Origin of the sequence: Nonomuraea sp. NPDC049714 (assembly GCF_044465295.1) — a bacterium.
Lineage (GTDB): Bacteria > Actinomycetota > Actinomycetes > Streptosporangiales > Streptosporangiaceae > Nonomuraea.
This window is the reverse complement of sequence record NZ_JBITLM010000008.1, coordinates 116,458-137,764: the sequence shown is the minus strand read 5'-3', so window position 1 is coordinate 137,764 and position 21,307 is coordinate 116,458. Positions and strand designations below refer to the sequence as shown.

General features: G+C 69.5%; 16 protein-coding genes and 1 pseudogene. 11 read left to right on the top strand and 6 right to left on the bottom strand.

What is annotated here, in order from left to right; genetic code table 11:
- Positions 1–27 precede the first annotated feature (27 nt).
- From ACIBQX_RS29320 to ACIBQX_RS29310, 3 genes are read right to left on the bottom strand one after another with little or no spacing between them, the layout of a single operon-like run.
- Positions 28–999, bottom strand: coding sequence for an ABC transporter substrate-binding protein (locus ACIBQX_RS29320; RefSeq protein WP_397010027.1), 972 nt, complete (start codon positions 997–999; stop codon positions 28–30).
- Positions 996–2,909: an ABC transporter permease gene (locus tag ACIBQX_RS29315; RefSeq protein WP_397010025.1), complete on the bottom strand. Its 1,914-nt coding sequence runs from the start codon at positions 2,907–2,909 to the stop codon at positions 996–998. Before ACIBQX_RS29315 ends, ACIBQX_RS29320 begins: the two co-directional genes overlap by 4 nt.
- Positions 2,906–3,982 carry a glycine betaine/L-proline ABC transporter ATP-binding protein gene (locus ACIBQX_RS29310; protein WP_397010730.1) on the bottom strand — a complete coding sequence of 359 codons (1,077 nt, stop codon included), beginning with the start codon at positions 3,980–3,982 and terminating at the stop codon, positions 2,906–2,908. Before ACIBQX_RS29310 ends, ACIBQX_RS29315 begins: the two co-directional genes overlap by 4 nt.
- Before the next feature lie 330 nt (positions 3,983–4,312).
- On the opposite strand from ACIBQX_RS29310, the gene ACIBQX_RS29305 reads away from it, so the two are divergent.
- The 4 genes from ACIBQX_RS29305 to ACIBQX_RS29290 all read left to right on the top strand — a co-directional run bounded on the left by ACIBQX_RS29305 (position 4,313) and on the right by ACIBQX_RS29290 (position 8,377).
- A complete protein-coding gene (locus ACIBQX_RS29305) occupies positions 4,313–7,021 on the top strand; it encodes a nitrate- and nitrite sensing domain-containing protein (RefSeq protein ID WP_397010023.1) in 2,709 nt (902 codons plus the stop codon).
- Between the two features lie 8 nt (positions 7,022–7,029).
- The gene (locus tag ACIBQX_RS29300; protein ID WP_397010728.1) at positions 7,030–7,443 is read left to right on the top strand and encodes a roadblock/LC7 domain-containing protein; all 414 of its coding nucleotides are present in this window, start codon (positions 7,030–7,032) and stop codon (positions 7,441–7,443) included.
- 66 nt (positions 7,444–7,509) lie between these two features.
- Complete coding sequence (locus ACIBQX_RS29295) at positions 7,510–7,824, top strand: DUF742 domain-containing protein (protein ID WP_397010726.1); 315 nt, start codon at positions 7,510–7,512, stop codon at positions 7,822–7,824.
- Positions 7,805–8,377, top strand: coding sequence for a GTP-binding protein (locus ACIBQX_RS29290; protein ID WP_397010021.1), 573 nt, complete (start codon positions 7,805–7,807; stop codon positions 8,375–8,377). The genes ACIBQX_RS29295 and ACIBQX_RS29290 overlap by 20 nt, the downstream gene beginning before the upstream one ends.
- Here the strand turns inward: ACIBQX_RS29290 and ACIBQX_RS29285 are convergent, their stop codons facing one another.
- Together ACIBQX_RS29285 and ACIBQX_RS29280 are read right to left on the bottom strand one after the other, a co-directional pair.
- A complete protein-coding gene (locus ACIBQX_RS29285; protein WP_397010019.1) occupies positions 8,378–9,337 on the bottom strand; it encodes an SIS domain-containing protein in 960 nt (319 codons plus the stop codon). It abuts the gene before it with no gap.
- A complete protein-coding gene (locus tag ACIBQX_RS29280; protein ID WP_397010018.1) occupies positions 9,334–10,296 on the bottom strand; it encodes a hypothetical protein in 963 nt (320 codons plus the stop codon). Before ACIBQX_RS29280 ends, ACIBQX_RS29285 begins: the two co-directional genes overlap by 4 nt.
- Positions 10,297–10,681: 385 nt before the next feature.
- On the opposite strand from ACIBQX_RS29280, the gene ACIBQX_RS29275 reads away from it, so the two are divergent.
- Genes ACIBQX_RS29275 through ACIBQX_RS29260 form a run of 4 tightly spaced genes read left to right on the top strand, consistent with a single transcriptional unit; the run spans position 10,682 to position 14,483 of the window.
- Complete coding sequence (locus ACIBQX_RS29275) at positions 10,682–11,803, top strand: spermidine/putrescine ABC transporter substrate-binding protein (RefSeq protein ID WP_397010016.1); 1,122 nt, start codon at positions 10,682–10,684, stop codon at positions 11,801–11,803.
- A 5-nt stretch (positions 11,804–11,808) separates the two neighbouring features.
- Positions 11,809–12,675, top strand: a complete 867-nt coding sequence (locus ACIBQX_RS29270) for an ABC transporter permease (protein ID WP_397010014.1) — start codon at positions 11,809–11,811, stop codon at positions 12,673–12,675.
- Entirely contained in the window at positions 12,668–13,447 is a 780-nt protein-coding gene (locus ACIBQX_RS29265; RefSeq protein ID WP_397010012.1) for an ABC transporter permease, read from the top strand. The genes ACIBQX_RS29270 and ACIBQX_RS29265 overlap by 8 nt, the downstream gene beginning before the upstream one ends.
- Positions 13,434–14,483, top strand: a complete 1,050-nt coding sequence (locus ACIBQX_RS29260) for an ABC transporter ATP-binding protein (RefSeq protein ID WP_397010011.1) — start codon at positions 13,434–13,436, stop codon at positions 14,481–14,483. Before ACIBQX_RS29265 ends, ACIBQX_RS29260 begins: the two co-directional genes overlap by 14 nt.
- Here the strand turns inward: ACIBQX_RS29260 and ACIBQX_RS29255 are convergent.
- Complete coding sequence (locus tag ACIBQX_RS29255; RefSeq protein ID WP_397010010.1) at positions 14,477–15,082, bottom strand: TetR/AcrR family transcriptional regulator; 606 nt, start codon at positions 15,080–15,082, stop codon at positions 14,477–14,479. The genes ACIBQX_RS29260 and ACIBQX_RS29255 overlap by 7 nt on opposite strands.
- 127 nt (positions 15,083–15,209) lie before the next feature.
- On the opposite strand from ACIBQX_RS29255, the gene ACIBQX_RS29250 reads away from it, so the two are divergent.
- The 3 genes and pseudogenes from ACIBQX_RS29250 to ACIBQX_RS29240 all read left to right on the top strand — a co-directional run bounded on the left by ACIBQX_RS29250 (position 15,210) and on the right by ACIBQX_RS29240 (position 21,302).
- The gene (locus tag ACIBQX_RS29250) at positions 15,210–16,478 is read left to right on the top strand and encodes a glycosyltransferase (RefSeq protein WP_397010009.1); all 1,269 of its coding nucleotides are present in this window, start codon (positions 15,210–15,212) and stop codon (positions 16,476–16,478) included.
- 17 nt (positions 16,479–16,495) lie between these two features.
- A pseudogene (locus ACIBQX_RS29245) lies at positions 16,496–17,911 on the top strand (aminobutyraldehyde dehydrogenase); the annotation flags it as partial.
- 253 nt (positions 17,912–18,164) lie between these two features.
- The gene (locus ACIBQX_RS29240) at positions 18,165–21,302 is read left to right on the top strand and encodes a nitrate- and nitrite sensing domain-containing protein (RefSeq protein WP_397010008.1); all 3,138 of its coding nucleotides are present in this window, start codon (positions 18,165–18,167) and stop codon (positions 21,300–21,302) included.
- Positions 21,303–21,307: the final 5 nt, after the last annotated feature.

Below are 21,307 nucleotides of genomic sequence, written 5' to 3'. Positions count from 1 at the left end.
TCACGGCTCAAGGGGGATCAGGGAGTGTTACGCGGGGATCCAGGCCTGCCACTTGGCCTTGTTGGCCTCGACCCACTTCTTGGCCGCCTCCTCGCCGGACATGCCGTTGTTGGTCATGTCGTCGGCGACGGCGTTCTGGTCCTCGTTGGTCCAGCTGAAGTTCTTGACCAGCTCGTAGGCCTTGCCGCCGGTGTCGGCGAACTTCTTGCTCACGATCTTGTCGAGGTCCATCTCGGCGTAGTCGCAGGCGACCTTCTTCGGGTCGGTGTCGCAGCCCTCGGTGTACGGGGGCAGGTTGACCCTGACCAGCTCGGTCTTGCTGAACAGCCAGTGCGGGTCCCAGAAGTAGAACAGCAGCGGCTTCTGCTGCGCCTGCGCCTGCTGGGCGCCCTTGATCAGCGCGGCCTCGCTGCCGCCCGTGACGATCTTGTAGTCCAGCTTGAGGTTCTTGATCAGCGCGGCCTCGTTGCTGACGTACGACGGGTCACCGAACAGCAGCTGGCCCTTGTCGCCCGACTCGGACGTCTTGAAGAGCTTGGCGTACTTGTTCAGGTTCTTGTAGTCGGTGATGTCGGGGTACTTGTCCGCCATCCACTTGGGGATGTACCAGCCGATGACGCCCTTGTTGCCGGTCGAGCCCGCCTCGACGGCCGTCTTCTTCTCCTCGATGAACTGCTTCTTGAGGTCCGGGTGCCCCCAGTTCTCGATGATGACGTCGACGTCACCCGTCCCGAAGCCCTCCCAGGCCAGCTGCTCCTTGATCTCCGGCAGCTCCACCTGGTAGCCCAGCTCGTTCTTCAGCAGGTACGCCACGACGTTGGCGCTGGCCTCGTACCCCACCCAGGGGTTGATCGCGATCTTCACGGTCCCGGGAGCCGAGCCGGAGGCGCTGGCGGTGCCCTCCGGAGCCGCGGAGCTGGGGGAGGTCTGCACCGTGGCCCCGCCGCATCCTGCGGCGAGCCCCAGGGCTAGTAGGCCTGCGAGCAGGCGAATCTTCATTTTTGCTTTCCTTTTGTGGGGGATGGGCGCCTGTCGGCACCTTGCGTGATGCGGTCGAGCATGACTCCGAGCAGGACCATCGCGACACCGGCGACGAATCCCATCCCGAAGTCCGTCCGCTGGGAGAAGCCGAGGACCACGTCGTAGCCGAGGGCTCCGGCTCCGACCAGCGCGCCGACGACCACCATGGCGAGCGTCATGACGATGCCCTGGTTGGCGGCGAGCAGGATGGCGCGCCTGGCCATCGGGAGCTGCACCTTCCACAGGAGCTGACCCGAGGTGGACCCGGCGGAGGCGGCCGCCTCGACCACGGTGGCGGGCACGGTCCTGATGCCGTCCTCGACGAGCCGCACGACCGGCGGCACGGCGAAGATGATCGAGGCGAAGATCGCGGTGAACCGGGTGGTGCCGAACAGGGCCAGCGCCGGCAGCAGGTAGACGAACGACGGCATCGTCTGCGCCGCGTCGAGCAGCGGCCGCTGGATGGCGGAGTAGGTGTCCGACCTGGCGGCGGCCACGCCCAGCAGCAGGCCGATGACGAGGGTGATGACGACCGCGACGGCGACCGTGGTCAGCGTCCGCATCGAGTGCTCCCAGGTGCCGAGCAGCGCGATCGCCAGCAGGCAGGCCAGGGCCGTCAGCGCGGGCCGTACCCCGCTGATCCGCCACGCCACGATCAGCACCGCGGCGGCGACCAGCCACCACGGCGCCGAGGTGAACAGGCTCTCCAGCGGGTTCAGCACCAGGTTGGAGAAGGTGTCCTTGATGGAGGAGGTGACGCCGAACCAGCTCGTCTCCGCCCAGAGGACGACGTCGTTGATCTCGGAGACGAGGTTGATCGTCAGGTTCTCGGGCCACTCGCGCGGCAGCAGCTGCGCCGCGACCAGGCCCGCGCCCGCCAGGACCGCCGCGACGACCAGGCTGGTCCTGCCGATCTTGTTACGCGGGTCGCGCTTGGCCACCGAGACCATCATCCGGTCCAGCACCACCGCCATGACCACGATCGCGAGGCCGGCCGGCAGCATGATGCCCACCTGCGCGCGCGACAGGCCGCGGATGATGTCGGAGCCGAGGCCGGGCGCGGAGATCAGGTTCGCGATGACCACCATGGACAACGCCATCATGATCGTCTGGTTGACCGCCAGCGCCATCGTGGACCTGGCCAGCGGCAGGCGCACCTTGAGCATGGTCTGCGTCCCGGTGGCGCCCAGGGAGGCCGAGGCCTCGACCGCGGTGGGGGAGACCCGCTCGATGGCCAGCGCGGTGATCCGGATCGCCGGCGGGATCGAGTAGATCATCGTCGCGATGACGCCCGCCGGGGCGCCGATGTGGAAGAACAACGCCAGCGGCGCCAGATAGGCGAAGTGCGGCATGATCTGCATGACGTCCAGGACGGGCGTGATCAGCCTGCGCACCCGCGGCGACAGTCCCGCCCAGACGCCCAGCGGGATGCCGATGGCCAGGGACAGCAGCACCGCCGAGGCGACCAGGGCGAGGGTGTCGACGCTGGCCTGCCAGAGCCCGAAGACGCCGAAGGCGCAGAACCCGGCGACGGCCCCGAGCGCGACCCGCCAGCCCCCCGCCAGCCACGCCAGCGCGCCCATGACCCCGATCAGGCCGGGCCAGCCGAGCGCGTACAGGGTGGTCTGGAAGAAGCCGAAGACCATCTCGACGAAGATCCGGATGTAGTTCAGGAAGTACAGGAAGACCGGGTTCTCGTTGCGGTGGTCGTCGATCCACTCGCGCAGCTCGGTGACCGCCGCGAACTGCGGCGCCTCGCTGTTGTGCGGCAGCGTGCCGGTGCCCTGGAAGATCAGGTACGCCACCACGAACAGCAGCGCGATCCCCGTGGGCGCGACCCAGCCGGGGACCCGCAGCCTGGAGGGTGTGCTGACGGCCGTACTGCTCATGCCGTCGCCACTCCCGAAGAGTTCTGTCCCTGTCCCGCGAGGAAGCCGAGCAGGTCCACCCGGTCCACCACGCCGACCAGCTCGTCACCGTCGACCACCCGGATCGGGCGGGAGGAGGACGAGGCGGCGCCGATGGCGTCCTTGATCACCGTGGTCGCCGGGAGCTCGGGGCCGTCCAGCGGCTCACCCTCCTCGGGCGGCCGGGCGATCCACCGCAGGGTGAGCACGTGGCTTCTGGGGACGTCCCGCACGAAGTCCGCCACGTAGTCGTCCGCGGGCGCGCCCACGAGCTCCTCCGGCGTGCCGATCTGCACGATCGCGCCGCCCCGCATGATCGCGATGCGCTCGCCCAGCTTGAGCGCCTCCGACAGGTCGTGGGTGATGAACACCATGGTCTTGCCGACCTCGCGGTGCAGGCGGACCACCTCGGCCTGCATGTCCCGGCGGATCAGCGGGTCGAGCGCGCTGAACGGCTCGTCGAACAGCATCACCTGCGGCTCGACCGCGAGCGCGCGGGCCAGCCCGACGCGCTGCTGCATGCCGCCGGACAGCTGGTCGGGGTAGGCGTCGGCGTGGCCGTCGAGGCCGACCAGCGACAGGATGTCCGCCGCCCGCGCGTGCCTGGCGGCCTTGCCGGTGCCCTGGATCTCCAGCCCGTAGGCGACGTTGTCGATCACCCGGCGGTGCGGCAGCAGGCCGAAGTGCTGGAAGACCATGCTGACGTGGTGGCGGCGCAGCTCGCGCAGGCGCGCGGGAGAAGCGGCGCCGACGTCCTCGCCGCCGATCGTGATCCGGCCGGCCGTCGGCTCGATGAGCCGGGTGAGACAGCGTACGAGGGTGGATTTACCGCTTCCCGACAGGCCCATCACGACGAAGACCTCGCCGGGCCGTACGTCGAAACTGACGTCCCTCACAGCGGCGGTGCAGCCGGTCTTCTCTCTTAGTGCCGCGGGGTCCAGAAACCTGTCGTCGCAGTCCAGCACCCTTTCGGCCTTGGGACCAAAGATCTTCCACAGCCCTTCGACGCCGATGGCCCCACTGTCGGGAGATTCCCGCACCACTCGCCTCCTCAGTTGAGGGGGCAAACATATGTGGTGAATAACGCGAATCTCAATGCTGTGACCTTCTGGAGACCTCTGCGCTCCTGGGGTGTTACGGTCATGGATCGGTCCAAACACCCATTAGAGGACATTTCCTCACTTAATAGATTATTTCGCGCCGTCGAAGCTTTATAGATGGGGCTCCAGGTTCTTGCTCATGCGTCACACTGCTCGACTTATGTCGCGTTATGTTCGCTTGGCCGAGCTGGTAGGTATGTGTTCCAATTACCCAGGCTTGCTGGATTTTCACATGCGTCACGGGGATCTTCATATTGCGCCGATTCGGGCGAGAGGTTGCGTTCGGTGAGTACTGAGTTAGGACAGCGGCCGCCAGAGGAAGGCAACTGGCGGTTGCGTAACTGGCGTGTTCGGGCGCGACTTGTCGCGCTCATTCTCGTCCCGACGGCCGCGGCCGTGCTGCTCGGTGGCTTTCAGGTGTTCGCCTCCACCGGTGCGGCGGCCGATTTCGCGCGCACCAATCAGCTCGCCCAGCTCTCCGCGCAGATCGGCGAGCTCACGCACGTCGTGTCCGGGGAGCGCGCGCGGACCTCCTGGTTCATCGCCAGGAACCGCCCCGCCAGCGCCCTGCCGCCGGTGCGCGAGCAGATGGAGCAGGTGGACGACGTCATCGGCGAGGTGCGGACCAGCGCCGACGCGCTCCTGCTCACCGTCACCGGCCGGACCGCCGACCAGATCCAGAACATGCTCAACCGGCTGGACGACCTCACCGGGCTGCGCGAGCAGGCGCTTGAGGCCGACCTGCTGCCCGCCGCCTCGGTCGAGCTGTACACCACGGTGATCAACGACCTGCTCTCGGTGCACAACGAGCTCATCAAGGGCAGCCAGGACGACGAGCTGTTCCGCCAGTCGCGCATGCTCGACGCGCTCGCCCGCGCCAAGGAGAGCGTCTCGCACCAGCAGGCCCTGCTGACCACCGTCCTGACCGAGGGCGCGTTCAGCCAGGACCAGCTCAAGCGCTTCCTCGGCGAGCTGTCCCGGGAGGAGAACGAGCGCAGGACCTTCGCCGACGAGGCCACCGCCGAGGAACGCCGGATCTTCGACGAGAACGTCAACGGCCGCTCCGCCGACAACATGCTGTTCCTGCGCGAGCTGGTGCTCATCAGGGCGACGGCCGGGCAGACCGTACGCGGGCTCGACCAGGGCAACCGCGACGACGCCGGGCAGTGGTTCGAGGCGTCCAACGTGGTCGTCGACTCCATGCGCCTGGTCGAGCAGCGGCAGGCCGCCGGCATCGTGACCCGCAGCGAGGCGCTCAGCGCCGACGAGCGGCAGCGCGCGTACGTGATCGCCGGTGCGGTGATCGCGCTGCTCGTGGCCGTCCTGCTGATCACGACCGGGGTGGCCAGGTCTCTCGTACGCCCGCTGCGCCGGCTGCGCGCCGAGGCGCTGGACATCGCCGGCAAGCGGCTGCCGGACTTCGTGCAGCACCTGCGCGAGTCCCGTGACGGCGTGGTCGACGCCGAGGTGCCGCCCATCAACGTCTTCTCCAGGGACGAGGTCGGTGAGGTCGCGCGGGCCTTCGACGAGGTGCACCGCGAGGCCGTACGCCTGGCCGGCGACGAGGCCAGGCTCCGCGCCAACGTCAACTCGATGTTCGTCAACCTGTCGCGGCGCAGCCAGACGCTGGTGGAGCGGCAGCTCTCCCTGATCGAGCGGCTGGAGCGCGGCGAGCGCGACGACGACCGGCTCGGCGACCTGTTCAAGCTGGACCACCTGGCCACCCGCATGCGCCGCAACAGCGAGAACCTGCTGGTCCTGGCGGGCCAGGAGGCCGCGCGCAAGTGGAGCCAGCCGGTCGAGCTCATGGACGTGGTCCGGGCCGCGCTCGGCGAGGTGGAGAGCTACGACCGGGTCAGCATCCAGGTCCAGTCGGAGACGGCCATCGCGGGTCAGGGCGTCAACGACGTGGTCCACCTGCTGGCCGAGCTGATCGAGAACGCCGTCTCGTTCTCCGCCCGCGACACCAAGGTCATCATCTCCAGCAGCCGCATCGACGGCGGCGGGCTGATGGTCTCGGTCACCGACAACGGCATCTCGATGAACGCGGAAGAGCTGACCGAGGCCAACTGGCGGCTGGCGAACCCGCCGGTGGTCGACGTGTCGGTGTCGCGCCGGATGGGCCTGTTCGTGGTCGGCCGGCTGGCCCTGCGGCACAACATCAGGGTGCAGCTGCGGCGTCAGGACGTCGGCGGGCTGACGGCCATGGTGCTGCTGCCGGAGACGCTGCTCACCGCGATGCCCGGCTCCGCGCCCGACGCGTCCGTCCTCCGCACGGCGGTGTCCGCCCCGGAGATGATGCCGTACGCGCAGGTGCCGATGCAGAGCATGCCATCCATGCCTTCGATGCCTCCCATGATGCCTACGCCTTCCATGCCGGGCCCCGGCCATCCGTCTCTGGACATGACACCCGCGCCCGAGCCTTCCTCGTGGTTCAGCTCGCAGTACACGAACTCCGTGGAGCTGCCGTCCGAGCCGTTCCCCTCCCAGGAACCCGCGCAGGGCGACTTCCTGCCGATCTTCGCCTCCGTCGAGTCGAGCTGGTTCACCAAGCCGTCGTTCACGCCGGACCGGCGCGAGCCCGACCCGGACCCCGCCTGGTCGTCGTCGGGCGCCCCGTCCTGGCCCTCGCAGGAGGAGACGTCCTGGCCCTCGCAGGGCGAGGTCACGCCGGCGCCCCTCCCGACGCGGGCCGCGCGTGCGCCGCAGGATGACGCCGGCCCGATGACGCCGCCCCGCGCCCCGGTCGAGTGGTCGTCGCCGGCGGACAGCGGCTGGCAGGCGGCCGGAGCGGTCCGCGAGCCGGCCCTCGGCGGTACGACGAGCTCGGGACTGCCGAAACGGACGCCGAAGGCGAATCTGGTGCCCGGCTCCGCGGCGCCCGCGTCGGCGCCCATGCCCGCGCCCCCCGTGTCCCCCGATCGACTGCGCAGCAGGCTCTCCAGTTACCAGCAGGGTGTCCGCAAGGGCCGGGCCGAGCTTGAGGAGGACTGATGAGCAATCTGAGCCAGGCGGCCAAGGATGTGAACTGGCTCGTCAGCGGTTTCGTCGAAGAGGTGCCCGGAGTGGCGCACGCGGTGGTGGTCTCCGCCGACGGGCTGCCGATGGCCTTCTCCCGCGGGTTCCCCCAGGACCGCGCCGACCAGCTCGCCGCCATCGCGGCCGGGCTGGTCAGCCTCACCGCGGGATCGGCCCGGGTCTTCGAAGGCGGCGAGGTCGTCCAGACCCTCGTCGAAATGGAGTACGGCCTGATGCTGGTGATGTCGATCAGCGACGGGTCGTGCCTGGCGGTGCTGGCGGCACCTGACTGTGACATGGGCCTGGTGGCCTACCAAATGACGATCCTGGTGGAACGCGCGGGGCAGGTGCTCACGCCTGACGTGCGCGCGGAACTTTCAAGCGCGCGCCCCTGGTGATGGGAGTAGACGTTGGCATCGTGGCATGGCGGTGAGCCGGAGCCCGAGCGCAGCTCGTTGGTGAGGATGTACGCCGTAACGGGTGGCCGGACCGCGCCGCGGACCGCGCTCGCCATGGAGGCGCTGGTCTCCTCGGCGACGTCGGTGCAGCTCGGACCGGTGTACGCCCGGGAGTTCCGGCAGATCAGCGAGCTGTGCCGGCAGATCAGATCCGTGGCGGAGATCTCCGCGCTGCTGGCCATCCCGCTCGGGGTGGCCAGGGTGCTGGTCGCCGACATGGAGGCGGAGGGGCTGGTCAGGGTCTATCAGCCACAGCTGGACGCGGGCAAGCCTGACACGAGCCTGCTCGAAAGGGTGCTCAGTGGACTACGCAGGCTCTAGTCCCGGCCTCACCTCGACGAAGATCGTGGTGGCCGGTGGCTTCGGCGTGGGCAAGACGACGTTCGTCGGCGCGGTGTCGGAGATCATGCCGTTGACGACGGAGGCGGTGATGACGGACGCGTCGGCGGGGGTCGACGACGTCTCGCTCACGCCGAACAAGAGGACCACCACGGTGGCGATGGACTTCGGCCGGGTGTCGCTGGACCGTGACCTGATCCTGTACCTGTTCGGGACGCCTGGGCAGCACCGGTTCTGGTTCATGTGGGACGACCTGGTCAAAGGCGCGATCGGCGCGGTGGTGCTGGTCGACACGCGCCGGCTGGCCGACTGCTTCCCGGCGATCGACTACTTCGAAGAGGCCAAGCTGCCCTTCGTGGTGGGGATCAACGGCTGGGACGGGGGCTTCCCGCACATGGAGAGCGAGATCCGCGAGGCGCTCACCCTGTCGCCGCACATCCCCCTGGTACGCACCGACGCCCGTAGCCGTGAGGCGGTCAAGTCCACGCTGATCACCCTCGTGGAGCACGCCATGGCCGCCCGCACGGCGTACTGATCAGCGGGCCGACCACCAGTAGGCGGCCACCAGCTCGGCGACCAGCGTCTCGGTCAGCAGCGCCACGTCCGGGTCGTCGTCGTGGGCGTACCTGACGGCCGCGGTGGCGTCCTTGACCTCGCCGCCCACGGTGATCACCGTGGACCCGCGCTGCCGTACCCAGTCCATGGCCTGCTCGTCGTAGCGTGAGCCGGGGAACAGCAGCGCGCGGTAGTCGAGGGTCTTGGTCAGGTAGACGTCCACGTGCGCCCAGTCGCCGGTCTCGCAGGCGTCCGCCGACCGGCGCGGGCCCTCCCTGAGCATCAGCGCCGACTGCTCGGCCGACGACAGGCGCTCCACCGGGCCGATCGCGTAGACCCCGTGCGGGCCGTCGAGCAGCTCCAGCACCATCGGCAGCCACTCGTCGCGGCGCTCCAGCAGGTCGGCCGTGGCCTCGGCGCCCCGCCGCACCAGGGCCGCCACGTCCCGGCCGGACCCGGTGAGCCGGGACTCCAGGGCGAGCAGCAGGGCGAGGGTGTGCTGGAAGGTGCGGCACGACACGCCGCCCCGCTCCACGCCCGCGTGCATGGGGATCACCAGGTCGGCCGCCCGCGCGAGCGCGGAGTCGGGGGTGTTGGTGAGCGCCGCCACGGGGGAGTCGCCGCCCGCGTAGCGGGCCACCGCGTCCAGCGTCTCGCGGCTGCTCCCGGTCGCGGAGATCGGTACGACCAGCGTACGGGAGTCCGGCGGGAAGGAGGCGGCGGCGGAGGCGTACTCGGCGTAGGCGTCGACGCCCGCCGCCCGCAGGCGCAGGGCGGCGACCCCGGCGGCGTAGCGGGAGCTGCCCATCCCCAGGAACAGCACCCGCTCGACCCCGGCGGGCAGAGCCGCGAAGGGATCGGCCGCCTCCAGCGCCTCGGCCAGGGTGGCGAGGGCGGCGGGCTTGGCCTCCAGGTCGGACAGATAGAGCTCGGGGTTCAACGACTCTCCTCGGGATACCAGTCGCGCAGCACACCCATCGGTGCGTAGCGCCATCGGGGCAGGTGACGAGCCGCGTAGATCAGCTCACGGCACTCCTGCTCGATCTCGAACGGGCGGATCAGGGACTCGTCCAGCAGGCCGGCCGCGCCGCGTTCGGCCAGGCGGCCGGTGTAGGCGGCGAGCATGAGCGCCCTGGCCTCGGCGGCCCAGTGGGCGGCGCTCTCCGGCGAGGTGCCGCGGCGCTTGATCGCCACCTGGGCCACATGCTGGAGGCTCGTGGTCAGCTGGGCGACGTCACGGGCGGCGGGCTGGAGCGGGTCGGCGCCGGTGACGGTGGGGTTGCCGTCGAAGTCGATCACCGCGTAGCCGTCGCGCCAGCGCAGGATCTGGCCCACGTGCAGGTCGCCGTGGATGCGGATCCTGGGCGAGGCGACGGGCCGGGCCAGCGGCGCCAGCTCCTCCCGCAGCCGTCCGGCGTGGCCGGCCAGCCAGACGCCGTCGTCGCCGCCGGTGAGCTCCAGGGCTTCGCGCAGGGCGGACTCGGCCCTGACGCCGTCCTCGCCGGTGAAGGACGCGCTGGGAAAGGGCCCGCCTGTCCCGGGGTCGGCGGGGGAAGCGGGTTCGGTGGGGGACAAGGGTTCGGTGGGGGACAAGGGTTCGGTGGGAAAGGTCGACAGGGCGAGGTGCAGGTCGGCGGCGAGGCGGCCGAGAACGGGGGCGAAGGCGGTGCGGCCCGCCTGGGCGTCGTCGGCGCACCACTCCCAGCCGTCCGTGGCCTCCGGCAGATAGCCCGTCACCAGCGCGAGGAGGATTTCGTGCGGCCCGTCCACCCGGGTGAGCGCGGCGTAAGGCGGCGCGGTGTCTTTGAAGCCCGCATCAACGAGGTGAGCGAGCACCTCGGGCGTGCGCGGCAGCGGGACGGGAGGTGTGAGCCATTTCACGACGACCCGGTCATTCACCACCACAGAGTAGTTTGTCTGGTCTACGTGCGGCCCGAAGTCGCGCTCGGTCTGGACCCCAGTGTGCGTGGGGCCTGGGCTGTGCGAGATGGTGGGCAGCGGAAGGAACCGGCGGACGGCGAACCCCGGCGGCACGGGCCTTTCCAGCACGGCGAGCAGAGCGGTCGTGAGACCGCGATCTCGGTGGGAGGGCGGATTCTCACCGAGAGAGATCAACCGGTTCCATATTGAATCCGAATTCAACACTTGGACCAAACTTCCAGGTAGCAATGTCCGGCAAAGTCTTGCTCATGTTGATTTCTGCTGCAACACTCCTGCTCTGGTCTGCCGTGCCCGGTTGGTCGCGCGACCCCCCGTACATCGAAATTCATAAGGAGTAGCGGCTGTGTTCCGTACCCGGGTCACCCGTCGTCTTCCGGCTGCTGTAGCGGCGGCCGGCCTCGCGCTCGCCGTCGCGGCGTGCGGCGGTGGGTCGACCAACAGCGCAGAGACAGCACCGCAGGCGTCAGCCGCTCAGCTGAACCCGAACGCCGACCTGACGAAGCAGTCACTCATGGTGACGGTCTGGGATGGATACACGCCCAAAGAGCTCCAGGACATGGTGAAGAAAGAGCTCAAGGTCAGCAAGCTCGACATCACCATCCACGACACCAACGAGACCGCGATGACCAAGCTCACCACCGGTGGTGACAGCGGCATCGACGTGGCGTTCGTGTCCGGCCAGTACGCCCAGGCGCTCGCCGAGCAGGGCCTGCTGGAGCCGATCCACGCCGAGCTGATCCCCAACCTGGCCAACCTGTACCCCGAGGCCACCCAGCTCTCCTACGACAAGGGCAACAAGTACTCCGTGCCCTACACCTGGGGCACGACCGGCATCTGCTACCGCAGTGACCTGGTGAAGGCCGAGCCGACGAGCTGGAACGATCTACTGAAGCCGCCGGCCTGGGCCGAGAAGAAGGTCACGCTGATGACCACCGAGCGCTGGCTGGCCCTGCCCGCCCTCAAGGCCCTCGGCTACTCGGTCAACACCGCCAAGGACGAGGAGATCACCAAGGCCAAGGAGCTGCTGCTCGCCGCCAAGCCGCACCTGCTCGCCTTCGACGACACGACGTTCGGCGACCGGCTGATCAAGGGCGAGGCCCTCATGGTCGAGGCATGGGACGGCTGGTGCCCGACCACCGACGCGAAGCAGAACATCAAGTTCACGGTGCCGAAGGAGGGCAGCGACCTCTGGGTGGACACCATGGTGATCATGAAGTCCTCCAAGAACAAGGAGGCCGCGCACGCCTTCGTCAACTACATCCTCGACCCCGAGGTGCACCGCTGGGCGGCGGAGAACATCAACTACAAGGTGCCGAACAAGGCCGCCATGGACAAGGTCAAGATCGCCCCGGGATCGCTGCTCGGCATCAAGCCGGCCGAGCTGCTCAACGGTGAGGCCATCTTCGACCTCGGCCAGGCGTCGACCAAGTACACGCGCCTGTCGTCCGAAGTCCAGGCCGACTAGTTGCGGTGAAAGTTTCGATCGGAGCCCGGCCGGTGTCCCCTTCGCGGGGGCGCCGGCTGGGCGCATTCGTCTTCCTGGCCCCCGGGCTCACCTACCTGATCGTGCTGCTCCTGGTGCCGCTGGCGCTGGTGCTCAGCTACACGGTCTTCCAGCGTGGGCGGTTCGGTGGCGTCGTCTACGAGTTCACGGGCGAGAACTTCGCCCGCCTGTTCGACCCTCTCTACCTGAGCGTCCTCGGCACCTCGCTGAAGATCGCGGGGCTCGCCACGCTGATCGCGTTGCTGCTCGGCTACCCGACGGCCTACCTGATCGCGCAGCTTCCGCGTAAGTGGAAGACGATCGCGCTGGTCGCGATCGTGCTGCCGTTCTGGACCAACTTCATCATCCGCGCCTACGCCTGGATCATGCTGCTGAGCGGCCCAGGGCTGGTCAACTCCGGCCTGCAGGCGCTGGGGCTGGAGCCCGTCGAGCTGCTCTACAACGAGGGCGCCGTCGTCACCGGCCTGCTCTACTCCTACCTGCCGCTGATGGTGCTGCCGCTGTACGCCGCGATCGAGAAGCTCGACCCGCAGCTGCGTGAGGCCTCGGCCAACCTGGGCGCGTCGGCGTTCACCACCTTCCGCAAGGTGACGCTGCCGCTGACGGTGCCGGGCGTGCTGACCGGCTGCCTGTTCGTGTTCGTGCCGAGCTTCGGCAACTTCGTCATCCCCGAGATCCTGGGCGGCGGCAAGACGGCCATGGTGGGCAACCTGATCCGCACGGAGTTCCTGTCCGCCCGCGACTGGCCGTTCGGCTCCACGCTGGCGCTGGCCCTCATCGCGGTGCTGCTCGTGCTGCTGCTGGCGCAGGCCTGGGTGGCCCGCCGTGCGTAGATCGAAGCTCCTGCACGTCCCGTTCTGGGCGACGTACGTGTTCCTGTACGCGCCGATCGTCGTGCTGGTCGTGATGTCGTTCAACTCCGGCGAGTCGGCTTACACCTACGAGGGCTTCAGCCTCAAGTGGTACGCCGACCTCGCCCAGGACGAGCGCATCATCGACGGCCTGATCAACACGATCATCGTGGCCACGGGCTCCACGGTGATCGCCACCGTGCTCGGCACGCTGCTCGCCGTGGGCCTGGCCCGGCACACCAGGTCCAAGACGCTGGACGCGGTCGCGCTGATGCCGGCCGTGCTGCCCGACCTGGTGCTCGCCATCGGCCTGCTGCTCTTCTACGGCATGATCCAGCTCACGCTGGGGCTCTACTCGGTGATCCTGGCGCACGGCGTGTTCGCCATGGCCTTCGTGGCGGCGGTGGTGCGCACCCGGCTCTCGGGCAGCGACGGCTCGCTGGAGGAGGCCTCGCGCGACCTGGGCGCCGGCCCGGTGACCACGTTCAGGAAGGTCACACTGCCGCAGCTCGCGCCGGGCATCGTGGCGGGGGCGCTGCTGGCGTTCACGCTGTCGCTGGACGAGTTCGTGATCGCCTTCTTCACGATCGGCAACAGCGAGCAGACGCTGCCGATCGTCATCTATTCCATGATTCGTTTCGGGGTGACCCCGAAGATCAACGCGCTGGCCGCGGTTTTGCTCCTGGTGAGCTTCACGGCGGTGATCGTGGGGCAGCGCATGACCAAGATCGGGGAGTCACGTGCTCAAGATTGACGGGATCACCCGCAGGTTCGGCGAGGTCACCGCGCTCGACGGCGTCTCACTGGAGATCGGGCAGGGCGAGTTCTTCGCCCTGCTCGGCCCGTCGGGCTGTGGCAAGACGACCCTGCTGCGCATCATCGCCGGCTTCGAGACCCCCGACAGCGGCACGGTGACGCTGGACGGGGAGGACCTGCTGGGCAAGCAGCCGAACCGCCGGCCGATCAGCCTGATGTTCCAGTCGTACGCGCTGTTCCCGCACATGACGGTGGCCAAGAACGTCGCCTACGGCCTGGAGCGCGAGAAGCTGCCGCGTCAGGAGATCAAGCAGCGCGTCGGCGAGGTGCTGGAGACCGTGGGCCTGTCGGCGCACGCCGGCCGCAAGCCGCAGCACCTGTCCGGCGGCCAGCGCCAGCGCGTCGCGCTGGCCCGCTCCATCGTCAAGCGCCCCCGCCTGCTGCTGCTGGACGAGCCGCTGTCGGCCCTGGACAAGAAGGTCCGCGCGGACATGCAGCTGGAGCTCAAGCGGCTGCAGAACGAGGTCGGCATCACCTTCGTGGTCGTCACCCACGACCAGGAGGAGGCCATGTCGCTCGCCGACCGCATCGCGGTCTTCGACCACGGCGTGGTTCGCCAGGTGGACGAGCCGGTCGCGCTGTACGAGCGCCCGCACACCCGGTTCGTGGCCGACTTCGTCGGGGCCAACAACCTGTTCGAGGGCGCCCTGGGCGACGAGGACTCGCTGGAGACCGCGGACTTCGGCGCGCTGCGTGGACGGCCGCTGCGGGCGCTGGAGACGGGCGCCAAGGCGCTGCTCGGCATCCGGCCGGAGAAGGTACGCCTGGGCGAGGCGACGGACGCGGGGGGCCTCAAGGGCTCGGTGCTCGACGTCAGTTTCTACGGCGGCGTCTCGCACATCTCGGTGTCGGTGCCCGGCCGGCCCAAGCCGGTGCTGGTGGCGGTGCAGGGCGCGAGCGAGGTCAAGTCCGGCGCCGAGGTCACCCTCGGCTGGCGGACCGACGACGCCGTGATCATCCCGGTGGATCAATGAAGCAGGTCGTTGCCCGTCACCGTGCGCGCGTAGGACAGGATCAGGTCCGCCGCCTCCTGAGGGCCGATGAGCGGATGCCGGGCCGTGATCCGGTAGCCGTAGGCGTCCTCCAGCGCCACCAGGTTGCGCGAGATCGACAGCGCGTCGGCGGTGAGCCTGAAGACCCCGAGCGCCGACCCCGTGTCCAGGATCGACTGGTACATCGACACCTGCCGGTCGTAGAGCGAGGTGAGCAGCACCCCGTAGACGCGGTGCCGCCCGGCGGCTCCGCCCAGCTCGTTGAGCAGCCGCACGTCCGGGTCGAGCGGGCCGGTGGGCAGCCCCGACTTGATGGTCAGCACCAGCTTGGTGACCGGGTCGGTGAGGGCGGCGATCTGCCGCAGCCGCTGCTCGTAGAAGCGCTCCATCCCGGCGTGCTGCGCCTCGACGAGCAGCTCGCCCAGGTCGGGGTAGTGGTAGAGGACGGCGCCGGAGGTCAGCCCGGCCTCCTCGGCCACGTGGGAGAGCTGGACGCCGTCGACGCCGTGCTTGATGATGGCCCGCCGCGCCGCCTCGATCAGGTCGATGCGCCGGTCAGTACGGCTCTTGCGCTGGGCCATCTTCACCACCTCGCCATTTTCTTCGCCTGCAGTTCAATAATCCGTGACCATAGTGCCCTGAAGTTGACCTTCTCGCTACTTGAGTATTTGAATTCCCATTCAAATGTCTAGCCCTACCGGAGTGCCCATGTCTCTCACCATCCTGTTCATGCCGGAAAGCGCCTACGGGCCCACCAACAACTCCATCGGCATCGGCGACATCCTGCGCAATCGCGGCCACCGCGTCGTGTTCGCCGCCGAGGCGTCATGGAAGGGCAAGCTGGAGGCGCTCGGCTTCGAGGAGGACCTGGTCGACCTGGCCCCGCCCGCCGAGGAGGAGCAGGACGCCGGTCAGTTCTGGAAGGACTTCATCCGCGAGACCGCGCCCGAGTACCGCAAGAGCACCCTTGAGCAGCTGGAGACCGTCACCAAGCCCATCTGGGACTCGCTGATCGACGGCGTGAAGTACTGCGAGCCGCAGCTCAAGGAGATCATCGAGCGGGTCCGGCCGGACGTCATCGTCGAGGACAACGTGATCACCTTCCCGGCGCTGCTCACCGCCGGCAAGAAGTTCGTCCGGATCGTCTCCTGCAACCCGCTGGAGGTGCGCGGCGAGGGCGTCGCGCCGGTCTTCTCCGGGCTGCCCGCCGACGACCGCTCCGAGTGGGACGCCTTCCGCGCGGAGTACGACCGCACCCACCGCGAGATCTGGAGCGCCTTCAACGCCTGGTGTGTCGAGCAGGGCACCGAGCCGCTGCCCGAGCTGGACTTCATCCACGAGGGCGACCTGAACCTCTACGTGTTCCCGGAGATCCTCGACTACGCCGGCGCCCGGCCGCTCGGCGAGAACTGGCACCGCCTCGACTCCTCCGTCCGGGAGACCGACGAGGACTTCGAGCTGCCCTTCGAGCGCAACGAGGGATCGCTGATCTACTTCTCGCTCGGCTCGCTCGGCTCCTCGGACGTGGAGCTGATGCAGCGGGTGATCGACGTGCTGGGCACCACCCCGCACCAGATCATCGTCTCCAAGGGCCCGCTGCACGAGGAGATCAAACTCGCCGACAACATGTGGGGCGCCGAGTTCCTGCCCCAGACGAAGATCATACCCCTGTGTGACCTGGTCATCACGCACGGCGGCAACAACACCACCACCGAGGCGCTGCACTTCGGCAAGCCGATGATCTTGCTCCCGCTCTTCTGGGACCAGTACGACAACGCGCAGCGGGTGGACGAGTTGGGCTATGGTGTCAGGCTTTCCACCTACGCTTTCACCGACGAGGAGCTGAAGGGCGCGCTCGACCGCCTTCTGGGTGACGGTGAGCTCCGTGCGAGACTTGCCGCCGCCGGCGAAGAGATCCGCGGGCGCGACGGTCTGCGCAAGGCCGCTGACCTGATCGAGCGCCTCGGTCGGCAGTAGGTACGGAATCCAGGTACCACCAGGGAAAGATATCCATGCGTGAATTGATCAACCCCGCGACCGGGCTCGCCTGCGCGGAGCTGCCGGACACCCCCGTGGCGGCCGTCAACGCGGCCGTGCGGCGGGCCAGGGACGCCTTCGGCGAGTGGGGCGGGACCACGCCGGCCGAGCGGGCCCGGCTGCTGCTGCGGGTGGCGGACCTGGCCGAGGCTGACGCCGACGAGCTGACCAGGCTGGAGGTGGAGGAGACGGGCAAGCCCGCGGCCGTGTTCAGGGACGGCGAGCTGCCCTTCGCCATCGACAACCTGCGCTTCTTCGCCGGTGCCGCGCGCTCGCTGGACGGAACCGGGGCCGGGGTGTTCAGCGCCGGCTACACCTCGGTCATGATGCGCCGCCCCGTCGGGGTGATCGGGTCGATCGCGCCGTGGAACTTCCCCTTCGTGATGGCCGTCTGGAAGATCGGCCCGGCGGTCGCGGCCGGCAACGCGGTGGTCATCAAGCCGGCCCCGCAGACGCCCCGCAGCACGCTGCGCCTGGCGGAGCTGTTCGCCAAGGCGGGCGCGCCCGACGGGCTGGTCCAGGTGGTCACCGGCGGCGCCGAGGTGGGCGAGGCGCTGGTCACCGATCCGGGCGTGGACATGGTGAGCGTGACGGGCTCGACCGAGACCGGCCGGGCCGTCATGACGGGCGCGGCCGGCACGCTCAAGCGGGTCCACCTGGAGCTCGGCGGCAAGGCGCCCGCGCTGGTCTTCGAGGACGCCGACCTGGCCGAGGCGGCGCGCGGGGTGGCCCTGGGCGCCACGTACAACACCGGCCAGGACTGCACCGCGGCCACCCGCGTCTACGTCGCCCGCGAGGTCTACGGCGAGACGGTCGAGGCGCTCCGGGCGACCCTCGCCGAGATCCGGGTCGGCGACCCCTGGAACCCGGCCACGGACATCGGGCCGCTGATCTCCTCGGCGCACCGGGACCGGGTGCACGGCTTCGTCTCCCGCTCGGGCGGGCGGATCCTGCACGGCGGGTCGCCGGTCGACGGGCCGGGATTCTTCTACCCGCCCACCCTGGTGACCGACGTCGCGCAGGACAGCGAGATCGTCCAGGGCGAGCTGTTCGGGCCCGTGCTGGTGGTGCTGCCGTTCGACGGCGAGGACGAGGCGGTCAGGCTGGCCAACGACACGCGTTACGGTTTGGCCTCGTCGGTGTGGTCGGCCGACGTCGCCCGCGCGATGCGCGTCTCTCACCGCCTCGACGTGGGGGTGACGTGGGTCAACGATCACCTGCCGATCGCCAGTGAGGCCCCGCACGGCGGGGTCAAGGGCAGCGGCTTCGGCAAGGACATGAGCCAGGAGGCGGTCCAGGAGTATTCCGTGACCCGCCACCTGATGATCAAGCATACGGCACCCGCGGAACGCGACTCGTTCCGCCCAGCCTGAGAAACGTGGACGGCGTAATGTCGCCCAAAGTCCTGCTTTGGGAGACTTTGATGGGATATGTTCGGTTGGCCGATCTGGTACGGGTTGTGTTCCAATTACCCAGCCCGGCAGAATCCCATGCGCCACACGCGTGTCTGATTTCCTTCGAGCACGTAACGGCGAGAGGTTGCGAGAGTCAGTGAGGACGGAAAACCCCAAGCACACGAGGCCGGGGGAGTACACAGGCGGACGGTTCCGGCTGGCGAACTGGCGCGTGCGCTCGAGGCTGGTGGCGCTGATCCTCATCCCCACGATCGTGGGTGTGCTGCTCGCAGGCATCCAGCTGGCCGACGCCATCGGCACCAGCAGCGAGTACCGCCGGCTCACCCAGGTGGCCGAGCTGGTGCAGCGCGTCGGCGTGCTCTCCCACGAACTCGGGAAGGAACGTACCCTCACCGCGTGGTACGTCGCCGACGGCCGGCGTCCCGGCCGGATGACCCAGCTGCGCACGCAGCGCGGCACGGTCGACGCCGCCAAGCAGCGCGTGCTGGAGGCCTCGGCCACCATCGACGCCTCCCACTCCGCGCGGGTGCGCGCCGAGGTCGCCGAGATGAACCGGTGGCTCAACGGCCTCAAGGGGCTGCGTGAGTCGTTCCTGGGCCAGAGCGTCCCGCCCCGAGCCTCGATCAGCACCTACTCGCGGCTCATCGAGGTCCTCGCCGCGCTCCAGGCCGACCTGGGCGAGGGCGTCAACGACGAAGACCTCCAGGGCGACGTGAACGCGCTGCGCGCGCTCCAGCGGGCCAAGGAAGAGGTCTCCCGCCAGCAGGGCATCATGATCGTCGCGCTGGAGGAGCGGTCGCTCGACTACGACGACCTGTCCGACTTCCTGGGCTCGTGGAACCGCCAGCAGGCCGAACTCGCCGCCTTCGAGCAGGAGGCCGATCCGCAGGACCTGAAGGCCTACTCGCAGGCCGTGCGCGGCATCGAGATCGACCGCGCCGACTCCATGCGCCAGCGGGCCCTGGCCCAGCTGCGCGAGTACGCGCGCATCCGGGACCTCGACACCACCTCACGCCGGGACATCAATCTCTGGTACGAGAGCACCCTGCTGACCACCAACGCCATGCGCAAGGTCGAGGACGGCCTGGCCACCAAGATCGTGACGCAGACCCGCGAGCTCAGCGACACCGAGCAGCGCAACGCCATCATCTCCGGCGCCACCATCCTGGTCCTGCTGCTCCTCGTGCTGGTGATCACCACCCGGGTGGCCGGTTCGCTGGTCCGCCCGCTGCGGCGGCTGCGGGCCGAGGCCCTCCAGGTCGCCACCACCCGGCTGCCCGAGACCGTCCGCGTGCTGCGTGAGTCCGGCGACGCGGCCCGGGTGCCCGAGGTGCCGTCGGTCGGCATCGACACCCGGGACGAGATCGGGGAAGTGGCCCGCGCCTTCGACGAGGTCCACCGCGAGGCGATCCGGCTGGCCGGCGACGAGGCCAAGCTGCGCGCCAACGTCAACTCGATGTTCGTCAACCTGTCGCGACGCAGCCAGACGCTGGTCGAGCGGCAGCTCCAGCTCATCGAGGGCCTGGAGCAGGGTGAAGAGGACGAGAACCGGCTCGCCAACCTGTTCCGCCTGGACCACCTGGCCACCCGTATGCGCCGCAACAGCGAGAACCTGCTGGTCCTGGCGGGCCAGGAGGCCGCGCGTAAGTGGAGTGACCCGGTCCCCCTGGTCGACGTGGCCCGCGCCTCCCTGTCGGAGGTCGAGAACTACGAGCGGGTCCAGATCCAGATCGCGTCCGGCCCCATGGTCGCCGGCCCGGCCGTCACCGACGCCGTGCACCTGCTGGCCGAGCTGATCGAGAACGCCGTCTCGTTCTCGCCGCGAGAGAGCAAGGTCCAGGTCACCAGCGCCGTCGACGAGGGCGGCGTACTGGTGACGATCAACGACCTGGGCATCGGCATGAGCCCCGAGGAGCTGGCCGAGGCCAACTGGCGGCTGGCCAACCCGCCCGTCGTGGACGTCGCGGTGTCGCGGCGCATGGGCCTGTTCGTGGTCGGCCGCCTGGCGTTGCGCCACGGCATCCGGGTGCAGCTGCTGATGCGCGAGCGCGGCGGCCTGAGCGCGATGGTCATGCTGCCCGACATGCTGCTGGCCGGCACGCCGGGCAGCGGGCCGCAGCAGCGCTCCCAGTACGACGCGTTCACCAACTTCGACCCCGCCATGTTCGACCAGAGCCCGGCGACGAACGGCTCCGGCGTCTACGCGGCGCCGCCCGGCCTGGCCTCCATGCCGCCCGGGTTGGACACGACCGACATCAGGGGCAAGGACAGCGCTCCGATGGACACGCAGTGGCCCGGCTCGCTGCCCGCGCCCGGGGGCGAGGCCTGGCCGCCGTTCCCCGAGCCGCAGAAGCAGCAGGAGCAGCCGTGGCCGTCCTTCGGCGGCGAGGCGCCGCCCGCGCCGGCCAAGGACGAGCCCCGCTGGCCCTCGTTCGCCGAGGAGACGCCCCCGCCGGCGCCGGCGCTCGGTGATCAGCGCTGGCCGTCGTTCGCCGAGGAGCCTCCCCCGCTGGCGCAGGACGAGCCCCGCTGGCCGTCGTTCGCCACGGAGCCGCCCGCTCAGCCGCAGGAGGAGCCGCGCTGGACCTCCTTCGGCCAGCAGCCTCCCCAGCCTCCGCAGCGGCCCTTCGGCGAGGAGCAGCGCCCGTCGCCGTTCGCGGCCGACGAGCAGCGGTGGAACTCGCTCGCGGGTGACGACCAGCGCTGGCCGTCCTTCGCCGAGGGCCCCAAGGCCCCCGAGTCGATCCCGCAGAACGGCCACGCGGCGGTCAACCCGTTCGGGCCCGGCGACTACTCCTCGCAGGACCTGACCGGCCCGCTCCCCGTGGTGCGCAGCTCGCCGATCGAGGAGCAGGGCGAGGAGTTCCTGCCGATCTTCTCCTCCGTCGGATCCGACTGGTTCCGCCGGCCCGAACCCGAGCAGGTCGCCCCCCGCCAGCCCGACCCCGAGCCCGAACCGGAGACGCAGGCGCAGCCGGCGGTCCGGCCGGTCGAGGCGGCGTCGGCGGGCCAGCCCGCGTCGCTGGACAAGCCCGCGCTGCCGCAGCGCAGGCCGGGCGAGTCGGGTGTCACCCCGTCGTGGACCTCGCCGGCGGACAGCGGCTGGCAGGCGGCACAGGCGGCGGCCGAGCCCGCCAAGGGCGGCACCACCGCGTCCGGGCTGCCGCGCCGCGTCCCGAAGGCGAACCTGGTGCCCGGAACGGCGAGCCTGGCTGAACCCCCAGTCACCTCGCCGGCCCCGCAGATCTCTCCCGAACGGCTGCGAAGCCGGTTGTCCAGCTTCCAGCAAGGCGTACGGCAAGGCCGCGCGTTCACCCGCGGAGACGAGAATGAGGAGGAGCAGCAATGAGAGAA

Bases quoted from the DNA above. Each gene is read 5' to 3' on its own strand.
- ACIBQX_RS29315 (WP_397010025.1), bottom strand. From the start codon at position 2,909: ATGAGCAGTACGGCCGTCAGCACACCCTCCAGGCTGCGGGTCCCCGGC.
- ACIBQX_RS29250 (WP_397010009.1), top strand. From the start codon at position 15,210: ATGTCTCTCACCATCCTGTTCATGCCGGAAAGCGCCTACGGGCCCACC.
- ACIBQX_RS29320 (WP_397010027.1), bottom strand. From the start codon at position 999: ATGAAGATTCGCCTGCTCGCAGGCCTACTAGCCCTGGGGCTCGCCGCA.
- ACIBQX_RS29255 (WP_397010010.1), bottom strand. From the start codon at position 15,082: ATGGCCCAGCGCAAGAGCCGTACTGACCGGCGCATCGACCTGATCGAG.
- ACIBQX_RS29295 (WP_397010726.1), top strand. From the start codon at position 7,510: ATGTACGCCGTAACGGGTGGCCGGACCGCGCCGCGGACCGCGCTCGCC.